This is a genomic window from Burkholderia sp. SCN-KJ, from assembly GCF_024656005.1.
Lineage (GTDB): Bacteria > Pseudomonadota > Gammaproteobacteria > Burkholderiales > Burkholderiaceae > Burkholderia.
In genome coordinates this window covers 211,749-228,099 of the sequence record NZ_JANKOG010000006.1, presented here as the reverse complement: position 1 = coordinate 228,099, position 16,351 = coordinate 211,749, and the positions used below count along the sequence as shown (strand labels likewise).

Sequence of the window (16,351 nt, the reverse complement as noted above, 5' to 3'; positions counted from 1 at the left end):
TCATCTTCCCGCGCCGATTATTTGTCAATGACAAATTCACTTGCTATTGTCTAATACGGGTAAACCTGCGGGCTGGCGCGTCAAATGGCGTCGGATACCATGCGGGGTTTCGTCAACGGAAGAATCATCGCGTGCAGAACCACGAAGTCAGCGCAGACGACGCGCCGCCCAAGGCGCAGCGCGGGATCCAGAGCGTCGAGGTCGGCGGCCGGCTGCTCGACGCGCTCGCGCGCCGGCGCAAGCCGCTCGGGCTGTCGGAGCTGGCGGCCGCGGCCGACCTGTCGACCGCGCAGGCGCACACCTATCTCGTCAGCCTGACGCGGCTCGCGCTCGTGAAGCGCGACGCGCTCACCGGCAACTACGAGCCGGGGCCGCTGTCGCTGCGGCTCGGGCTGATGTCGATCGAGCGCCAGCCGGCCTATCGCGCGGCGCTGCCGCACGCGGCGCGGCTCGCGGAAGCGGTCGGCCTGAGCGTCGCGCTGTCGGTGCCGGGCGCGCTCGGGCCCACGATCGTGCGCATCGAGCACGGCGGCTATCCGCTGCACGTGAACCTGCACGTCGGATCCGTCATGTCGCTCGACACGACGGCGACCGGCCGGGTGTTCCGCGCGTTCGGCGACCCCGCCCAGCTCGACGCGATGGCGGCCAGCCAGGCCGGCGCCGGCGCCACGCTCGCCGGCGCGGAGGGCGACCAGCCCCCGTCCGACGCCCGCGCGTGGCAGGCCGAACTCGACGCGATTCGCGCGCGCGGGATCGAGCGCGGCGTGGATCGGCCGAGCCCCGGCGTCAGCGCGATGTGCGTGCCGGTGCTGGACGCGGACGGCCGCCTGCAACTCGCGTTGACGGTGATCGGTTCGAGCGGCTCGATCGACGTCGGCTGGGACGGCCCGATCGCGACGGCGCTGCGCGATGCGGCGCGGCAAGCCACCGCGGCGCTCGACGCGGGACGCGACGCACCGCCGGTCGCGCCGGGCATGCCGCCGGCCACGCAGCGCATGCCGCCCGCGCTCGCCGACGACACGAAGGCGCAGCGCGGCATCAACGCGCTCGACAGCACGGGCGAACTGCTGCTCGCGCTCGTCTCGGCGGGCCGTGCGCTGCCGTTGCGCGATCTCGCGGCAGCCGCCGGCATGCCGGCCGCGAAGGCGTTTCCGCACCTCGTGAGCCTGCAGAAGATCGGCCTGCTGAGCCGCGACGACGCGGGCTGCTTCGGCGGCGGCCCGCTCGCGCAGGCGCTCGGCCTGATCGCGATGCAGCGCGTGTCGCCGACGCGCGATGCGGAAGCCGAAATCGTCGCGCTGGCGGCCGCGACCGACCTGAGCGTGGCCGCGGCGACGCTCGGGCCGCTCGGGCCGACCGTGATCCGTCTCGAGGAATCGGCGCGGCCGCAGCACGTGAGCCTTCAGGTCGGCACGGTGATGTCGCTCGTGAATACGGCGATCGGGCGGATTTTCGCAGCCGGCATGTCCGACGACGTGCTGGCCGGCCTGCTGGCCGACGAGCCGGTGCGCCTCGCGGGCCGCGCGACGCAGGTCGACGACGCGTTTCGCGCGCGGCTCGCGACGATCCGCGCGGACGAACTCGATTTCGCCTTCGACGCGCCGGTGCCGGGCATCGGGACGATCGCCGCGCCGGTGTTCGATCACACCGGCAGCATCCGGCTCGTGATTGCGATCATCGGCTCGTCGCGCGGCTTCCCGCGCGGGCCGCACAGCGAACTCGCGCATACGCTGCTCGCCGCGGCGCGCCGCCTGTCGTGGCGCTTCGGGTGGATCGGCGGGTAATCGCAGCCGCGCTGCCGCGCCCGTTCTCATCACCCGGCTTTTCCTTTTCGCCCGTCAATGCGAGGCCGTGCTCGCCACGGTCTCGGCACGCCCGCTCGTCACGCAGAAGGTGGCGCAGCTCATGTTGCGTGGCAGCAACATAAATTGTCAGTAATTCTCATATAACGAAATCGCATTTCACAAGACGGTGACGTTTCTTTATGATTAGGGTTATCCCTAACTCGCCACCTACATGGGGCTTCGTCATGCAAACGTCTAATGTCTCCGATCGTTCCACCCAATCCGCTGGCTGGCTCGCACGTGTCGGCGAGCTGCTTGCAGAAGCATGGGCACTGCACCTCGAGAACTGCGCACTCATCGCTGAAGCGCACGCACGCCTGCCGCGCTGAGCGCAGCGACCGGCCGCCAGCCGGCCGCACGCCATCTCCATCCGTCTGATGCGCCTCGCCGGGACGCGCGCCGAAAGGCCGCCGCGTCCGGCATGGGGCGCCTGACGGAAGTCGCAAAAAGGGCGAATGCCGTCGATGGAATGGTGCTCACGCGCTGGGAGCACGGTCGCAGCGATGTCGATACGCAGATGCCGGTGCCGGCGAACTTGTCGGCACGGTGTTGATCGCAGCTTCCCGGAATGTCCGGCCGCTGCGTAGCCGATGCATGCCCGCTGCGCACCATGCGCCGGGCCTGGCCGTCACGGAAGATTCATCCGTTTTCCCGCCGCGCGGGCACGGCCTGCCGGTATCCGGCTCCGGGCCGCGCGCAACGGGCGCGAAGTCCGATTCCCGCCCTTCTCCAGCACCGCCGCGAACCGCGTCGTCACGACGCCGCGCGGCGCGTCGCCCGCGTCTTCATACCTGAATCGACGGCACGTCTTTCATGCACCGCAGCGCGAACATCGAGCGACTGTGGCGAATGCTCGAAATCCTGTACAGCTTCTCCCGCAGGAAGCGCTCGTAGCCGGCCGTGCCGTCCACCGCGACCTTGATCCAGTAGTCGTATTCGCCCGACACGAGGTAGGCCTCGAGCACTTCGGGCAGCGCCGCGAGTTCGGCGCCGAAACGCGCGAGCGCATCGTCCTCGTGGCGATCGAGCGTGACTTCGAGGATCACGATGTCCGCGTAGCCGAGCATGCGCTGGTTGACCAGCGCGACGTAGCCGTCGATGTAACCGTCGAGTTCGAGCTGCCGCGTGCGGTTCCAGCAGGCGGTGGTCGACATGCCGATCTGTTCGGCCAGTTCGGCGTTCGACAGGCGCGCATTTTTTTGCAGTGCACCGAGGATCTTGCGGTCCTGGTTGTCGAGGGTTTTCGGCGTGCGTTCGCGGGTAGCCATGACAGGAAGAATCTTCTACTGAAAATCTGCATTCTATCTGAACAGGCTTCCGGTTTCGGGTGCGTTTTGCTGGAAAATAGGAAGCCTTTTAACCGGCCCGCTTGATACATTTTCTCCATGCCTGGTGTCCGGCACGCTCCCCGCGACAACCCCTTCGCACCGGGACGCCTGGCCGCAATCACGAGTTGCGGCGCAGGACACGCAGGCATGCAACGTCCCGCCCCCCGCGCGCCTACCCGGTCGCACGGGCCGGCGCCTGATCCTCCGTTTTCGCACTCCCGTCATGTCGTTCAGGCTTTATCTGTCGTTCCTCGCTGCGTCCGCCGTCCTCATCTACGCACCCGGCCCCGTCAACCTCCTCACGATGAACCAGGCATTGCGCGCCGGCTGGCGCCGCGCGCTGCCGTGCGTCTGGGGCGGCACGCTCGCCGTGCTGCTGCAGCTCGCGCTGACCGCGCTGTGCCTGAATTCGCTGGTTCACCTCGACGAGCACGCGCTGACCGTGCTGCGCTGGGCCGGCGCCGCCTACCTCGTATGGCTCGGCTGCAAGCAATGGCTCGGCCGGGCGCCGGTCACCGCGCCCGCCGCGTCGACGGACGCCGGCAGCACGGCACCCGACGACACCGCCACCGGACGCGCGCTGTTCTGGCGCGGCGTCGCCACCTCGGGCCTGAACCCGAAGACGCTGCTGTTCTTTCCGTCGTTCTTTCCGCAGTTCATCGTCCCGGATCCCGACTGGAGCCTGAACGCGCAATTCCTGCTGCTCGCGGCGAGCTTCGCGCTGCTGTTCGCCGGCGGCGTCGCGTCGATGGCGCTGTTCTCGCACCGGCTGAGCCGTGCGCTGCAGCGGCCGGCGCGGATGCGCGCGATGAATCGCGTGACGGGCGGGCTGCTGGTCGGGATGGGCGCGATCATGGTCGGCTGGAACTGAGCGGCCGCCTGCGCGCGTGACGTGGCGCGCTACGGCGCGCATCACCCCACGCCGGCCGACGCGCGGCCGGTACGACCAGTACAATCGCGCGATGTCCGAACTGCTCACTTACGGCGGCCTGTTCGCCGTGTCGATGGTCGCCGCGACCCTGTTGCCGCTCCAGTCCGAAGCCGTGCTTGCCGGCCTGCTGCTCGCCGGGCGCGAACCCGTGTGGGCGCTGGTGCTGGTGGCGAGCGTCGGCAACGTCGCGGGCGCGGCGATCAACTGGGCGCTCGGCCGCGGCATCGAACACTTCCGCGACCGCCGCTGGTTTCCGGTGAAGCCGGCCGCGCTCGCGCGCGCCGAGGGCTGGTATCGGCGCTATGGCCGCTGGTCGCTGCTGCTGAGCTGGGCGCCGGTGATCGGCGACCCGCTGACGATGATCGCCGGCGTGCTGCGCGAGCCGCTGCCGACCTTCGTCGCGATCGTGACGATCGCGAAGGTCGGGCGGTATCTGGCGATCGCGTGGCTCGTCGTGCCTTGATGCATCGGCGCCTTGATGCCTTGGCGCCTTGGCGCACCGACGCATTCACGCATCAAGGCGGCCGCCCGCACGACGCCCCGTCGCCGTTACTTCTTGTCTCCCGCCAGGTCGATCGCCTTGTCCGATCCGACAGCGTTGCGCAGCTGGAATTTCTGGATCTTGCCGGTCGACGTCTTCGGCAGCTCGCCGAAGCGCACGACCTTCGGCACCTTGAAACCCGCGAGCAACTGCCGGCAGTGGGCGACGATCTCTGCCTCGGTCGCGCTCGCGCCTTCGCGCAGCTCGACGAACGCGCACGGCACCTCGCCCCACTTCGGGTCGGGCATCGCGACGACCGCCGCGACCGCGACGGCCGGATGCCGGTACAGCGCATCCTCGACCTCGATGCTCGAGATGTTCTCGCCGCCCGAAATGATGATGTCCTTGCGGCGATCCTTGATGCGGATGTAGCCGTCCGGCGTCAGCACGCCGAGATCGCCCGTATGGAACCAGCCGCCGTGGAATGCTTCCTCCGTCGCGTGCGGGTTCTTCAGGTAGCCCTTCATGCAGATGTTGCCGCGGAACATGATCTCGCCGAGCGTCTCGCCGTCGGCCGGCACCGGCGCCATCGTGTCCGGATCGAGCACCGTCGCGCCCGCTTCCAGGTGATAGCGCACGCCCTGCCGCGCATTGAGCCGCGCGCGCTCGTCGTCCGGCAGCTCGTCCCAGTGCGCCTGCTTCGCGCATACGGTTGCCGGGCCATAGACCTCGGTCAATCCGTACACGTGCAGCAGGTCGAAGCCGATCTCCTTCATCTTCGCGATCACGGCCGGCGCGGGCGCGGCACCGGCGACCATCGCGTGCACCGTGTGATCGATGCCGGCGCGCAACTCGGCCGGCGCATTCGCGATCGCGCTCTGTACGATCGGCGCGCCGCAGTAATGCGTGATGCGTTCGCGGCGGATCAGGTCGAACACCGTCTTCGCGTCGAACTTGCGCAGGCACACGTTCACGCCCGCGCGCGCCGCGACGGCCCACGGGAAACACCAGCCGTTGCAGTGGAACATCGGCAGCGTCCACAGATACACCGCGTGCTTCGGCATGTCCCATTCGAGGAGGTTGCTGATCGCCGCGAGATACGCGCCGCGATGGTGATACACGACGCCCTTCGGGTCGCCCGTCGTGCCGGACGTGTAGTTCAGCGCGATCGCGTCCCACTCGTCGGCGGGCGGCGTCCATGCGTAGTCGGGGTCGCCGCCCGCGACGAACGCCTCGTAGTCGGTCGCGCCCGCGAAGCGCGCGGGGTCGGCCGGCATCGCATCGGCGACGCTGACGATCTTCAGGCCCGGCACTTCGAGCGCCGCGCGATGCGCGAGCTCCGCGTATTCGGTGTCGACGATCAGCACCTTCGCCTCGCCGTGACGCAGCATGAACAGCACCGATGAAATGTCGAGCCGCGTGTTGATCGTGTTGAGCACGGCGCCGGCCATCGGCACGCCGAAGTGCGCCTCGACCATCGCCGGGATGTTCGGCAGCAGCGCGGCCACCGTCTCGCCGCGCGCGACGCCGGCCTGCGCGAGCGCGCTCGCGAGCTGCTTCGCCCGCGTGTAGGTCTCGCCCCACGTGCGCCGCACGTCGCCGTGCACGATCGCGAGGCGCGCGCCGTAGACTTCGGCCGCGCGGACCAGAAAATCGATCGGCGTGAGCGGCACGTAGTTGGCATCGCGGCGGCCGAGTCCGGCCTCGAACATCTGCGTCATGATCCTGTCTCCCGTTTTCTGTCGACCGGCGCGTGCGTCGGCCTCGTATCCGGCAAGTGTGCATGCACCCCGACCGGTCTTGATGTGGTTCAATTGCCGCTAGCCTAACGGGCGCTATTGTGAGCCGTCTGTCATCGAAACGACAGAGTGCCTCATGAGCGCTGCGCGTTATCCCTATCCTCGCAAACCCGCATCCATGCACGACCACCTCGTTGCGCCGCCCGACGCGGCCGCCGCTGTCAGCCCGCCGGCCAGCCCGCCGGCCGACACGCCGCTCGAACCGGGCCCGTTGCCCGCCCTGTCCGTGCTGTTCGGCCAGTGCGCGTGGTTCCGCGCGCTGGCGCCGGAACACCAGGCGCTCGTGCTCGCGCATTCGCGCGCCGAGCAGCACGAGGCCGGCGACGTGATCGCGCAGCGGCTCGCACCGTCCGAATACTGGATCGGCGTGCATCGCGGGTTGCTGAAGCTCGCGATCTTCAACGCGTCGGGGCGCGGCTGCACGTTTTCCGGCGTGCCGTCGGGCGGCTGGTTCGGCGAAGGCAGCGTGATCAAGCGCGAGCTGCGCAAGTACGAAGTCGTCGCCGTCCAGCGCTCGATCGTGCTGTTCGTCCCGGTCGACACGTTCCATGCGCTGCTCGACACGAGCCTGCCGTTCACGCGCTTCGTGATCCACCAGTTGAACAACCGGATGGGCGAGTTCATCGCGTCGATCCAGAACAGCCGGCTGCTCGATGTCGACGCGCGCGTCGCGCAGGCGCTCGCGCAGCTGTTCAACCCCGCGCTGTATCCGGACACCGGCCCGTCGCTCGCGATCTCGCAGGAGGAACTGGGAATGCTCGTCGGCGTGTCGCGGCAGCGGATCAACCAGGCGTTGCAGCAACTCGAGAAACTCGGCGTGCTGCGGCTCGCGTACAACCAGATCGAAGTCGTCGACCTGGCCGCGCTCGCGCGGGTCGGGATGGAACAGATCTGAGCGACGCCCGATGAACGGAAGCGTCGCCGCTGCGGCATGCGCGTGCGATGCGGCGGCCTTTTTCGGGCATCGGCGTCCGCGCGCGTTTTCATCCGATCAATCGACCTGAAGTCGCCTCGGTCGCCGCGCGCCGAACCTGACAAATCCGCCAGTTTCGTGTCAGTGACTCGTTCAGCCCCGACGCCTATCATTCGGGTTCCCCTCACCGCCGCCTGATCACCGCCTGTCCCGCCGCCTCCATGTGGATCGTCAATCTCGCGCTCAGGCGCCCCTACACGTTCATCGTGATGGCCATCATGATCGTGCTGGCCACCCCGCTTGCGCTGATGCGCACGCCTGTCGACGTCCTGCCGGCGGTCAACATTCCCGTCATCAGCGTGATCTGGAATTACACCGGCTTCTCCGCGAAGGAGATGACCAACCGCATCACGGCCGTCCATGAACGGATCCTGACGACGACCGTCAACAACATCCAGCACATCGAGTCGACGTCGCTGCCGGGCATCGCGGTCGTGAAGGTGTTCCTGCAGCCCGGCGCGAACGTGCAGACCGCGATCGCGCAGACGGTCTCGTCCGCGCAGGCGATCGTGCGGCAGATGCCGCAGGGCGCGACGCCGCCGCTCGTGATCACCTATTCGGCGTCGAGCATCCCGGTGATCCAGCTCGGGCTGTCGAGCAAGACGCTCAGCGAACAGTCGCTCGCCGACATCGCACTCAACTTCCTGCGGCCGCAACTGATCACGATCCCGGGCGCGCAGATCCCGTTTCCGTACGGCGGCCGCACGCGCGTGGTCGCGATCGACCTCGATCCGCAGGCGCTGCTCGCGAAGGGCCTCACGCCCGCCGACATCGTCAACGCGGTCAACGCGCAGAACCTCGTGCTGCCGACCGGCACCGCGAAGATGGGCCAGACCGAATACCGGATCGACACGAACGCGTCGGCCGACACGGTCGCGGACATCAACGGCCTGCCGGTCCAGACCGTCAACGGCGCGACGACCTACCTGCGCGAGGTCGCGTCGGTGCGCGACGGCTTCGCGCCGCAAACCAACGTCGTGCGGCAGAACGGCCAGCGCGGCGTGCTGATGTCGATCCTGAAGACCGGCGACGCGTCGACGCTGAAGGTCGTGTCGGACCTGAAGGCACTGCTGCCGAAGGTGATCCCGACGCTGCCCGAAGGGCTCACGATCACGCCGCTGTTCGACCAGTCGGTGTTCGTCAACGCCGCCGTGCAGGGCGTGATCCACGAGGCGCTGATCGCCGCCGTGCTGACCGCGATGATGATCCTGCTGTTCCTCGGCAACTGGCGCAGCACGCTGATCATCGCGATCTCGATTCCGCTGTCGATCTTCACGTCGCTGATCGCACTCTCCGCGCTCGGCGAGACGATCAACATCATGACGCTCGGCGGGCTCGCGCTCGCGGTCGGGATCCTGGTCGACGACGCGACCGTCACGATCGAGAACATCGAGCGGCACCTGCATCTCGGTACCAACCTGCACGACGCGATCCTCGAAGGCGCGGGCGAGATCGCGGTGCCCGCGTTCGTGTCGACGCTGTGCATCTGCATCGTGTTCGTGCCGATGTTCTTCCTGACGGGCGTCGCGCGCTTCCTGTTCGTGCCGCTCGCCGAAGCCGTGGTGTTCGCGATGCTCGCGTCCTACGTGCTGTCGCGCACGCTCGTGCCGACGCTCGCGATGCTGCTGTTCCGCCCGCAGCAGGCCACCAGCGGCGCAGATCATTCGACGTCGCGTTTCGCGCGTATCCATCACGCGTTCAACGCCGCGTTCGAGCGGCTGCGCGCGTGGTACATCGTGCTGCTCAGCATGCTGCTGGTGCGCCGCCGCTTCTACGCGACGTGCTTCCTCGGCTTCTGCGTGCTGTCGACCGGCCTCGTGTTCGTGCTCGGCCGCGACTTCTTCCCGAACGCCGATTCCGGCAACCTGCGGCTGCACATGCGCGCGCCGACCGGCTACCGGATCGAGGAGACCGCGCGCCTTGCCGACCGGGTCGAGCGCGTGATCCGCGAAACCGTGCCGGCGGACGAGCTCGGCGCGATCGTCGACAACCTCGGGCTGCCGGTGAGCGGCATCAACCTGTCGTACAGCAATGCCGGCACGATCGGCACGCTCGACGGTGAACTGATGATCGCGCTGAAGCCTGGCCACCGCGCGACCGCGCACTACGTGCAGACGCTGCGCACGCTGCTGCCGCAGCGCTTCCCGGGCGTCGAATTCTTCTTCCAGCCGTCGGACATCATCACGCAGATCCTCAATTTCGGTCAGCCGTCCGCGATCGACGTGCAGGTGCTCGGCAACGATCTCGCGAGTAACATGGCTATCGCGAGCAGCCTGATGAAGAAGATCAGGCAAATCCCCGGCGCCGTCGACGTGCACGTACTGCAGCGCAACGACGAACCGACCCTGGTGGCCGACATGGACCGTACGCGCATGCAGCAGCTCAGCCTCTCCGCGCAGAACGTCGCGCAGAACATGCTGATCTCGCTGTCCGGCAGTTCCCAGACGACCCCGTCGTTCTGGATCAATCCGCGCTCGGGCGTCCAGTACCCGCTGCAGATCCAGACCCCGCAATACAACATCGCGTCGATCGACGACCTGCTCGGCACGCCGATTTCCGCGAGCGGGCGCGCGGGCATGCCGCTGCAATTGCTCGGCAACCTCGTGCAGATCCATCCCGTCGCGAACCCGGCCGTGATCACGCACTACAACATCCGCCCGGCGATCGACCTGTACGTGAGCGTCGAGGGCCGCGACCTCGGCTCGGTCGCGGGCGCGATCGACCGGATCGTGTCCGACGCGCGCGCGACGCTGCCGCGCGGCACCGACCTGTCGGTGCGCGGCCAGGTCGAGACGATGCGCACGTCGTACCTCGGCCTCGGCGCGGGCGTCGCGATGGCGATCGTGCTCGTCTACCTGCTGATCGTCGTGAATTTCCAGTCGTGGCTCGATCCGCTGATCATCATCAGCGCGATGCCGGCCGCGCTCGCCGGCATCGCGTGGATGCTGTTCATCACCGGCACGCACCTGAGCGTGCCCGCGCTGACGGGCGCGATCATGACGGTGGGCGTCGCGACCGCCAACAGCATCCTGGTCGTGTCGTTCGCGCGCCAGCGCCTCGCGGCCGGCGCGCCGCCGCTCACGGCCGCGCTGGAGGCCGGCGCGACGCGGATCCGCCCGGTGCTGATGACGGCGCTCGCGATGATCATCGGGATGGTGCCGATGGCGCTCGGTCTCGGCGAAGGCGCCGAGCAGAACGCGCCGCTCGGCCGCGCGGTGATCGGCGGCCTGCTGTTCGCCACCGTTTCGACGCTGCTGTTCGTGCCGCTCGTGTTCGGCGGCGTGCATGCGCGGCTGGCCCGCCGGCGCGCGCGCCCGGCCGGACACTGAATTTCTAGCCTATCGACCCGGTCAATTCATGGAAGAGAAACATCACAGCTCCGTCGGCATCCAGGTGGACGAACACGGCATGCACCTGCCGACGCGCACGTCGGTGTCGCGGCGCGGGCGGGTCGTCCTGATCGTGATCGGCGTGCTGCTGGCCGCAGGCGCCGCGCGCACGATCGTCGTCAACGTGCTGAACCGGAATCACCTCGACGCGGTGGCCGAGCAGAACACGCGCCAGTACGTGAGCGTCGTGCATCCGGTCGACGCGGCCACCGGCGGCAAGCTGGCGCTGCCCGGCACGCTGCGCGGCTTCGTCGAAGCGCCGATCTACGCGCGTGCGAGCGGCTACGTGCTGCGCTGGCAGGCCGATATCGGCGCGCACGTGAAGCAGGGGCAATTGCTCGCCGAGCTCGACACGCCCGAGCTGAACCAGGAACTCGCGCAGGCCACCGCGCAGCGCCAGCAGGCGCAGGCCGCGCTCGCGCTCGCGAAGACGTCGTTCGACCGCGCGCAGCAGCTGCGCCAGCGCGATGCGGTGTCGCAGCAGGAACTCGACGACCGGCAAGGCGCGTTCAACCAGGGCACCGCGAACCTCGCGGCGGCCGATGCGAACATGCGCCGGCTCACCGAGCTCAAAGGCTTCCAGCGCATCGTCGCGCCGATCGACGGGATCGTCACGCAGCGCAACGTCGACGTCGGCGACCTCGTCAATTCCGGCAACGCGGGCCGCGCGCTGTTCACGGTCGTGCAGGCCGACCGGCTGCGCCTGTACGTGCAGGTGCCGCAGGCTTATGCGCAGCAGGTGAAGGTCGGCCAGCGCGTGAGCGTCGCGCAGGCAGAACTGCCCGGCCAGACCTTCGACGGCACCATCACGCGCACGTCCCAGGCGATCGACGTCGCGACGCGCTCGCTGCAGATCGAGATCACGCTGCCGAATCCGGACGGACGGCTGCTGCCCGGCGCGTACGTGCAGGCAACCCTGCCGATGACGCCGGTCGGCCGCCTGCAGATTCCGGCCAACACGCTGCTGTTCCGCGCCGAAGGGCCGACGGTCGCGACCGTCGACGCGAACGGCCAGGTGCGCCTGAAGGCGGTGACGGTCGCGCGCACGATCGGGCAGACGCTCGAAGTCGACGGCCCGCTCACGCCGAACGACCGCCTCGTCGCGAACCCGAGCGATGCGCTCGCGAACGGCGACACCGTGATCGTGCAGGCGCCGCCGGTCGTGAAGCCGGCCTCCGCGGCCGCGGGAGCGCAGTCGTGAGCGCGCTGCGCGCCTGCCTGCACCCCGCAACGGTCGTGGCCGTCGTCGCGGTCGCGACGCTCGCCGGCTGTACGGTCGGCCCCGACTACCGGCGCCCTGCCGTCGAGACGCCCGCCGTGTGGCGGCTCGACCCGGCGGATGCATACTGGCACCCGGCCGCGCCGGCCCGTGCGCCGCTCGACCCGGCGTGGTGGACCGCGTTCGGCGACGCACAGCTCGACGCGCTCGAAACCGACGCGCTGCGCAACAACCAGAACCTGAAGGCCGTCGCCGCGCGCTACGACCAGGCGAAGGCGACGCTCGCGTCGGTCGCGTCCGCGCAGTATCCGGCCGTCGGCCTGAATGCGAGCGGCCAGCGCTTCAAGATCTCCGCCGACCGGCCGCAGACCAACTACGCGACGAAGAGCATGTCGACCGTGCAGAACGACATCCAGGTCGCCGCGAGCGTCAGCTACGAACTCGACCTGTTCGGCCGCGTGCGGCGCAGCGTCGAATCCGCGCAGGCCAGCTCCGAGCAGGCGCGCGACGATTTCGCGAACGCGCGCCTGGTGCTGAGTGCCGATCTCGCATCGAGCTACTTCGCGCTGCGCGAGCTCGACACCGAGATCGACGTCGTCAAGCGTTCGATCGACCTGCAGCAGAAGGCGCTCGACTACGTGAGCGCGCGCCACGACCTCGGCGCGGTGTCCGGCCTCGACCTGCTGCAGCAGCGCGCGCAACTCGACGCGACGCGCACGCAGGCGCAGTTGCTGATCCAGCAGCGCGCCGAGGTCGAGACGGCGATCGCAACGCTGGTCGGCACGCCGGCCCCTGCGTTCTCGCTGCCGCCGCGCGTGGCGCCGATCAACGCGCCCGCGCTGCCGACCGGGATGCCGAGCGACCTGCTGCAGCGCCGGCCCGACGTCGCATCGGCCGAGCGCGCGATGGCCGCGGCGAACGCGCAGATCGGCGTCGCGCGCGCCGCGTATTTCCCGCGCATCGCGCTGTCGCCGGACCTCGGCTGGGACGCGACGCGCTTCTCCGGCCTGTTCACCGTGCCGGCGCTGCTGTGGTCGATCGGCGCGTCGGTCAGCCAGCCGCTGTTCGAAGGCGGCAAGCTGAAGGCCGGCGTCGATTTCGCGCAGGCCGGCTACGTCGCCGCGCAGGCCAATTACCGGCAGACCGTGCTCACCGCGTTCCAGGAGGTGCAGAATGCGGTGACGGGCCTGTCGGTGCTGGCCGAAGCCGCGCAGCAGGCGTCGGCGGCCGTCGACGACGCGCGCAAGCTCGTGTCGCTCGCGCAAGACCGCTATGCGGGCGGCCTGACGCCGTTCATCGACGTGCTGACGGCCCAGCAGCAGTTGCTGACGAGCGAGCGCCAGGCCGTGCAGATCCAGGGCCAGCGCGCGGCGCTCGTGGTGTTTCTTGCGAAGGCGCTCGGCGGCGGCTGGGACGGCGGCACACCCGGCGGCGCCCCGCCGACCGACGTCGCAGCGGCCGGCCCGCAACCCGCTACGAGCGTCACTCCCTAACCCGGTTACGCGGACCCGCCCATGAAAGTCCTGATCGTCGAAGACGAACCGAAAGTCGTCGAATACCTGAAGAGCGGCCTGAGCGAGGAAGGCTGGGTCGTCGACACCGCGCTCGACGGCGAGGACGGCGCGTGGAAGGCCGTCGAATTCGACTACGACGTGGTCGTGCTCGACGTGATGCTGCCGAAGCTCGACGGCTTCGGCGTGCTGCGCGCGTTGCGCGCGCAGAAGCAGACACCCGTGATCATGCTGACCGCGCGCGACCGCGTCGACGATCGCGTGCGGGGCTTGCGCGGCGGCGCCGACGACTACCTGACCAAGCCCTTCTCGTTCCTCGAACTGATCGAGCGGCTGCGTGCGCTCACGCGCCGCGCGCGCGTGCAGGAATCGACGCTGATCTCGATCGGCGACCTGCGCGTCGACCTGATCGGCCGGCGCGCGACCCGCGACGGCACGCGCCTCGACCTGACCGCGCAGGAATTCCAGCTGCTCGGCGTGCTCGCGCGGCGCAGCGGCGAGGTGCTGTCGAAAACGACGATCGCCGAACTCGTGTGGGACGTGAACTTCGACAGCAACGCGAACGTCGTCGAGACGGCGATCAAGCGCCTGCGCGCGAAACTCGACGGCCCGTTCGCGGAGAAGCTGCTGCATACGATCCGCGGCATGGGCTACGTGCTCGAGGCGCGCGAGGACGGCGACGCGGAGCGGCACGCATGAAACGCTCGATCACCCTGCGCCTGTCGGCGATGTTCGGCATCGTGTCGCTGCTCGTGTTCACGCTGGTCGGCTGCGGGCTGTTCGTGATGATGGAGCGCCAGTTGCTCGCCGAACTGCGTGCGACGATCGACACGCGCGCGAAGGTCGCGCAGATGATCGTGTCGCACGCGACCACGGCCGCGCGCGGCCGCCTGATGCAGGAAAAGCTCGCCGACCTCGAACCGCCCGACGGGTCGACGCGCTACCAGGTCGACGGCCCCGACGCGGACTTCCGCTTCGGCCGTCCGGTCGACGGCGTGCCCGTCGGCGAACCGTTCGGCGCGTTCCAGCAGTACGCGCTGAACCACAGCAGCTACGACGTGATGACGAAGACCGTCCCGATCGCAGGCAGCGGCGAGCGTCCCGACCTGAAGCTGGTCGTCGCGTCGTCGTGCGAGCGCACGCAGCGCATGCTGCGTCGTTTCGCGTGGACGCTCGCCGCGCTGATCGCGATCGCCACCGTCATCACGCTGCTGCTGAGCCGCGCGGTCGCGCGCTTCGGGCTCGCGCCGCTCGAACGGATGTCGCAGGACGCCGCGGCCATCGGCGCCACCGACCGCCGCCAGCGGCTGCACACCGACGCGCTGCCGACCGAGCTGCGCGATCTCGCCGCGTCGTTCAACGGCGCGCTCGAACGCATCCAGCAGACCTACGCGCGGCTCGAGGCGTTCAATGCGGACGTCGCGCACGAGCTGCGCACGCCGATCAGCATCCTGATCGGACAGACCCAGGTCGCGCTGACGAGCCGCGACCGCTCGGTCGACCGGATGCGCCAGACGCTGCAGTCGAACCTCGAGGAATTCGAACGGTTGCGCGTGATCATCAACGACATGCTGTTCCTGTCGCGCAGCGATCGCGGCGAACGCGCGACCGACCTGAAGCACGTGTCGCTCGCCGACGAAGTGCGCCGCATGCTCGACTTCCTCGAGATTCCGCTCGACGAAGCGCAGTTGCGCGCCGAACTGCACGGCGATGCGCGCGCGGCAGTCGACCCGTCGCTGTTCCGCCGCGCGATGACCAACCTGCTCATCAACGCGATCCAGCATTCGGCGCCCGGCGCGACGCTGAACGTGACGATCACGCCGCGCGATACGCTCGTCGACGTGTCGGTCGCCAACCCCGGCGAGCCGATCGACCCGGCGCAGCGCGCGCACGTGTTCGAGCGCTTCTACCGGCTCGAGGAAGCGCGCGCGAACAGCAAGGAGAATCACGGACTCGGGCTGTCGATCGTCAAGGCAGTCGCGGAGATGCATGGCGGCAGCGTGTTCGTCGCATGCGCGGGCGGCGTCAACACGTTCGGCTTCTCGGTGTCGACGCAACCGGGAAGCAGCGGCCCGCTGCGCGCGGCCGACGCCGGCGACCCGCACGCGCTGCGGCCGGCGCCCGCGCCGCGCGCGATGCATTGACGGCGGCCGCGCCGCCGAGGGCAGTTTTCTTCAATACGGACACGCACGGCTTCTTTAGTCTCGATGCGACTTTGACATTCGCATGGAGGCAATCAATGAGCATGCTGGTTTCGATGGCCGCGTTCGCGCTGGCGTCGTCGATCACGCCCGGTCCCGTCAACATCGTCGCGCTCAGCGCGGGCGCACGCCACGGCCTTGGCGCGAGCCTGCGCTATGCGGCCGGCGCGACCCTCGGCTTCGTCGCGCTGTTCCTGCTGATCGGCCTCGGGCTGCACGCGGCGCTCGCGCGCTGGCCGATGCTGACCACCGCCGCCCAGTGGTCGGGAATCGCGTTCCTGCTTTACCTCGCGCTGCGGCTCGCGCTCGACGACGGCCGGCTGTCGGCCGATCCGGACGATCCGGCTGCGCAGACCGTCGCCGGCCCGTCGGCGGCGGCCGGCGCGGCGATGCAATGGCTGAATCCGAAGGCGTGGCTCGCGTGCGTGGCTGCGATGGGCGCGTATGCGGCCGACGGCGAGCCCGCGCAGGTGTGGCAATTCGCGGCGTTGTATCTGGTGATCTGCTTTGCGTCGATCGCGTGCTGGGCGTACGCGGGTGCGTCGCTGCGGCACCGGCTCGCGAATGCGCAGCGAATGCGGCTGTTCAATCGCGCGATGGCGCTGCTGCTCGCGGGCAGCGCGCTTTATCTGCTCGACGTTTAGCGCCGTTGTTTCGGTGTGTGGTCGCGAGGCC

Annotated in this window: 12 protein-coding genes; 10 read left to right on the top strand and 2 right to left on the bottom strand. The window is 69.1% G+C overall.

Annotation, left to right across the window (positions count from 1 at the left end; translation table 11 throughout):
* The first annotated feature begins 131 nt into the window (after positions 1 to 131).
* Entirely contained in the window at positions 132 to 1,784 is a 1,653-nt protein-coding gene (locus NQV17_RS12620) for an IclR family transcriptional regulator (RefSeq protein ID WP_124519516.1), read from the top strand.
* An 845-nt stretch (positions 1,785 to 2,629) separates the two neighbouring features.
* Here NQV17_RS12620 and NQV17_RS12615 read toward each other — a convergent pair.
* Entirely contained in the window at positions 2,630 to 3,112 is a 483-nt protein-coding gene (locus NQV17_RS12615; protein ID WP_006755380.1) for an Lrp/AsnC family transcriptional regulator, read from the bottom strand.
* Between the two features lie 283 nt (positions 3,113 to 3,395).
* Between NQV17_RS12615 and NQV17_RS12610 the strand changes: the two genes are divergently transcribed.
* Positions 3,396 to 4,043: a LysE family translocator gene (locus NQV17_RS12610; protein ID WP_257772531.1), complete on the top strand. Its 648-nt coding sequence runs from the start codon at positions 3,396 to 3,398 to the stop codon at positions 4,041 to 4,043.
* A 91-nt stretch (positions 4,044 to 4,134) separates the two neighbouring features.
* Entirely contained in the window at positions 4,135 to 4,566 is a 432-nt protein-coding gene (locus NQV17_RS12605; protein WP_124665862.1) for a YqaA family protein, read from the top strand.
* Positions 4,567 to 4,652: 86 nt separating this feature from the next.
* Here NQV17_RS12605 and NQV17_RS12600 read toward each other — a convergent pair whose 3' ends face one another.
* Positions 4,653 to 6,305, bottom strand: coding sequence for an acyl-CoA synthetase (locus NQV17_RS12600; protein ID WP_257772530.1), 1,653 nt, complete (start codon positions 6,303 to 6,305; stop codon positions 4,653 to 4,655).
* Positions 6,306 to 6,501: 196 nt separating this feature from the next.
* Between NQV17_RS12600 and NQV17_RS12595 the strand changes: the two genes are divergently transcribed.
* The 7 genes from NQV17_RS12595 to NQV17_RS12565 all read left to right on the top strand — a co-directional run bounded on the left by NQV17_RS12595 (position 6,502) and on the right by NQV17_RS12565 (position 16,320).
* Complete coding sequence (locus NQV17_RS12595) at positions 6,502 to 7,278, top strand: Crp/Fnr family transcriptional regulator (protein WP_257772529.1); 777 nt, start codon at positions 6,502 to 6,504, stop codon at positions 7,276 to 7,278.
* A gap of 239 nt (positions 7,279 to 7,517) precedes the next feature.
* A complete protein-coding gene (locus tag NQV17_RS12590) occupies positions 7,518 to 10,685 on the top strand; it encodes an efflux RND transporter permease subunit (RefSeq protein WP_257772528.1) in 3,168 nt (1,055 codons plus the stop codon).
* Positions 10,686 to 10,713: 28 nt separating this feature from the next.
* Entirely contained in the window at positions 10,714 to 11,946 is a 1,233-nt protein-coding gene (locus NQV17_RS12585; RefSeq protein ID WP_257772527.1) for an efflux RND transporter periplasmic adaptor subunit, read from the top strand.
* 5 nt (positions 11,947 to 11,951) lie between these two features.
* The gene (locus NQV17_RS12580) at positions 11,952 to 13,457 is read left to right on the top strand and encodes an efflux transporter outer membrane subunit (protein WP_257772625.1); all 1,506 of its coding nucleotides are present in this window, start codon (positions 11,952 to 11,954) and stop codon (positions 13,455 to 13,457) included.
* A 21-nt stretch (positions 13,458 to 13,478) separates the two neighbouring features.
* Positions 13,479 to 14,174: a heavy metal response regulator transcription factor gene (locus NQV17_RS12575; protein WP_044843022.1), complete on the top strand. Its 696-nt coding sequence runs from the start codon at positions 13,479 to 13,481 to the stop codon at positions 14,172 to 14,174.
* Positions 14,171 to 15,619: a heavy metal sensor histidine kinase gene (locus tag NQV17_RS12570; RefSeq protein WP_257772526.1), complete on the top strand. Its 1,449-nt coding sequence runs from the start codon at positions 14,171 to 14,173 to the stop codon at positions 15,617 to 15,619. The genes NQV17_RS12575 and NQV17_RS12570 overlap by 4 nt, the downstream gene beginning before the upstream one ends.
* 95 nt (positions 15,620 to 15,714) lie before the next feature.
* Positions 15,715 to 16,320, top strand: a complete 606-nt coding sequence (locus NQV17_RS12565) for a LysE family translocator (RefSeq protein ID WP_257772525.1) — start codon at positions 15,715 to 15,717, stop codon at positions 16,318 to 16,320.
* Positions 16,321 to 16,351 lie beyond the last annotated feature (31 nt).

Coding starts and splice junctions, on each gene's coding strand:
- NQV17_RS12615 (WP_006755380.1), bottom strand. CDS start 3,112: ATGGCTACCCGCGAACGCACGCCGAAAACCCTCGACAACCAGGACCGC.
- NQV17_RS12610 (WP_257772531.1), top strand. CDS start 3,396: ATGTCGTTCAGGCTTTATCTGTCGTTCCTCGCTGCGTCCGCCGTCCTC.
- NQV17_RS12605 (WP_124665862.1), top strand. CDS start 4,135: ATGTCCGAACTGCTCACTTACGGCGGCCTGTTCGCCGTGTCGATGGTC.
- NQV17_RS12600 (WP_257772530.1), bottom strand. CDS start 6,305: ATGACGCAGATGTTCGAGGCCGGACTCGGCCGCCGCGATGCCAACTAC.
- NQV17_RS12595 (WP_257772529.1), top strand. CDS start 6,502: ATGCACGACCACCTCGTTGCGCCGCCCGACGCGGCCGCCGCTGTCAGC.
- NQV17_RS12590 (WP_257772528.1), top strand. CDS start 7,518: ATGTGGATCGTCAATCTCGCGCTCAGGCGCCCCTACACGTTCATCGTG.
- NQV17_RS12585 (WP_257772527.1), top strand. CDS start 10,714: ATGGAAGAGAAACATCACAGCTCCGTCGGCATCCAGGTGGACGAACAC.
- NQV17_RS12575 (WP_044843022.1), top strand. CDS start 13,479: ATGAAAGTCCTGATCGTCGAAGACGAACCGAAAGTCGTCGAATACCTG.
- NQV17_RS12570 (WP_257772526.1), top strand. CDS start 14,171: ATGAAACGCTCGATCACCCTGCGCCTGTCGGCGATGTTCGGCATCGTG.
- NQV17_RS12565 (WP_257772525.1), top strand. CDS start 15,715: ATGAGCATGCTGGTTTCGATGGCCGCGTTCGCGCTGGCGTCGTCGATC.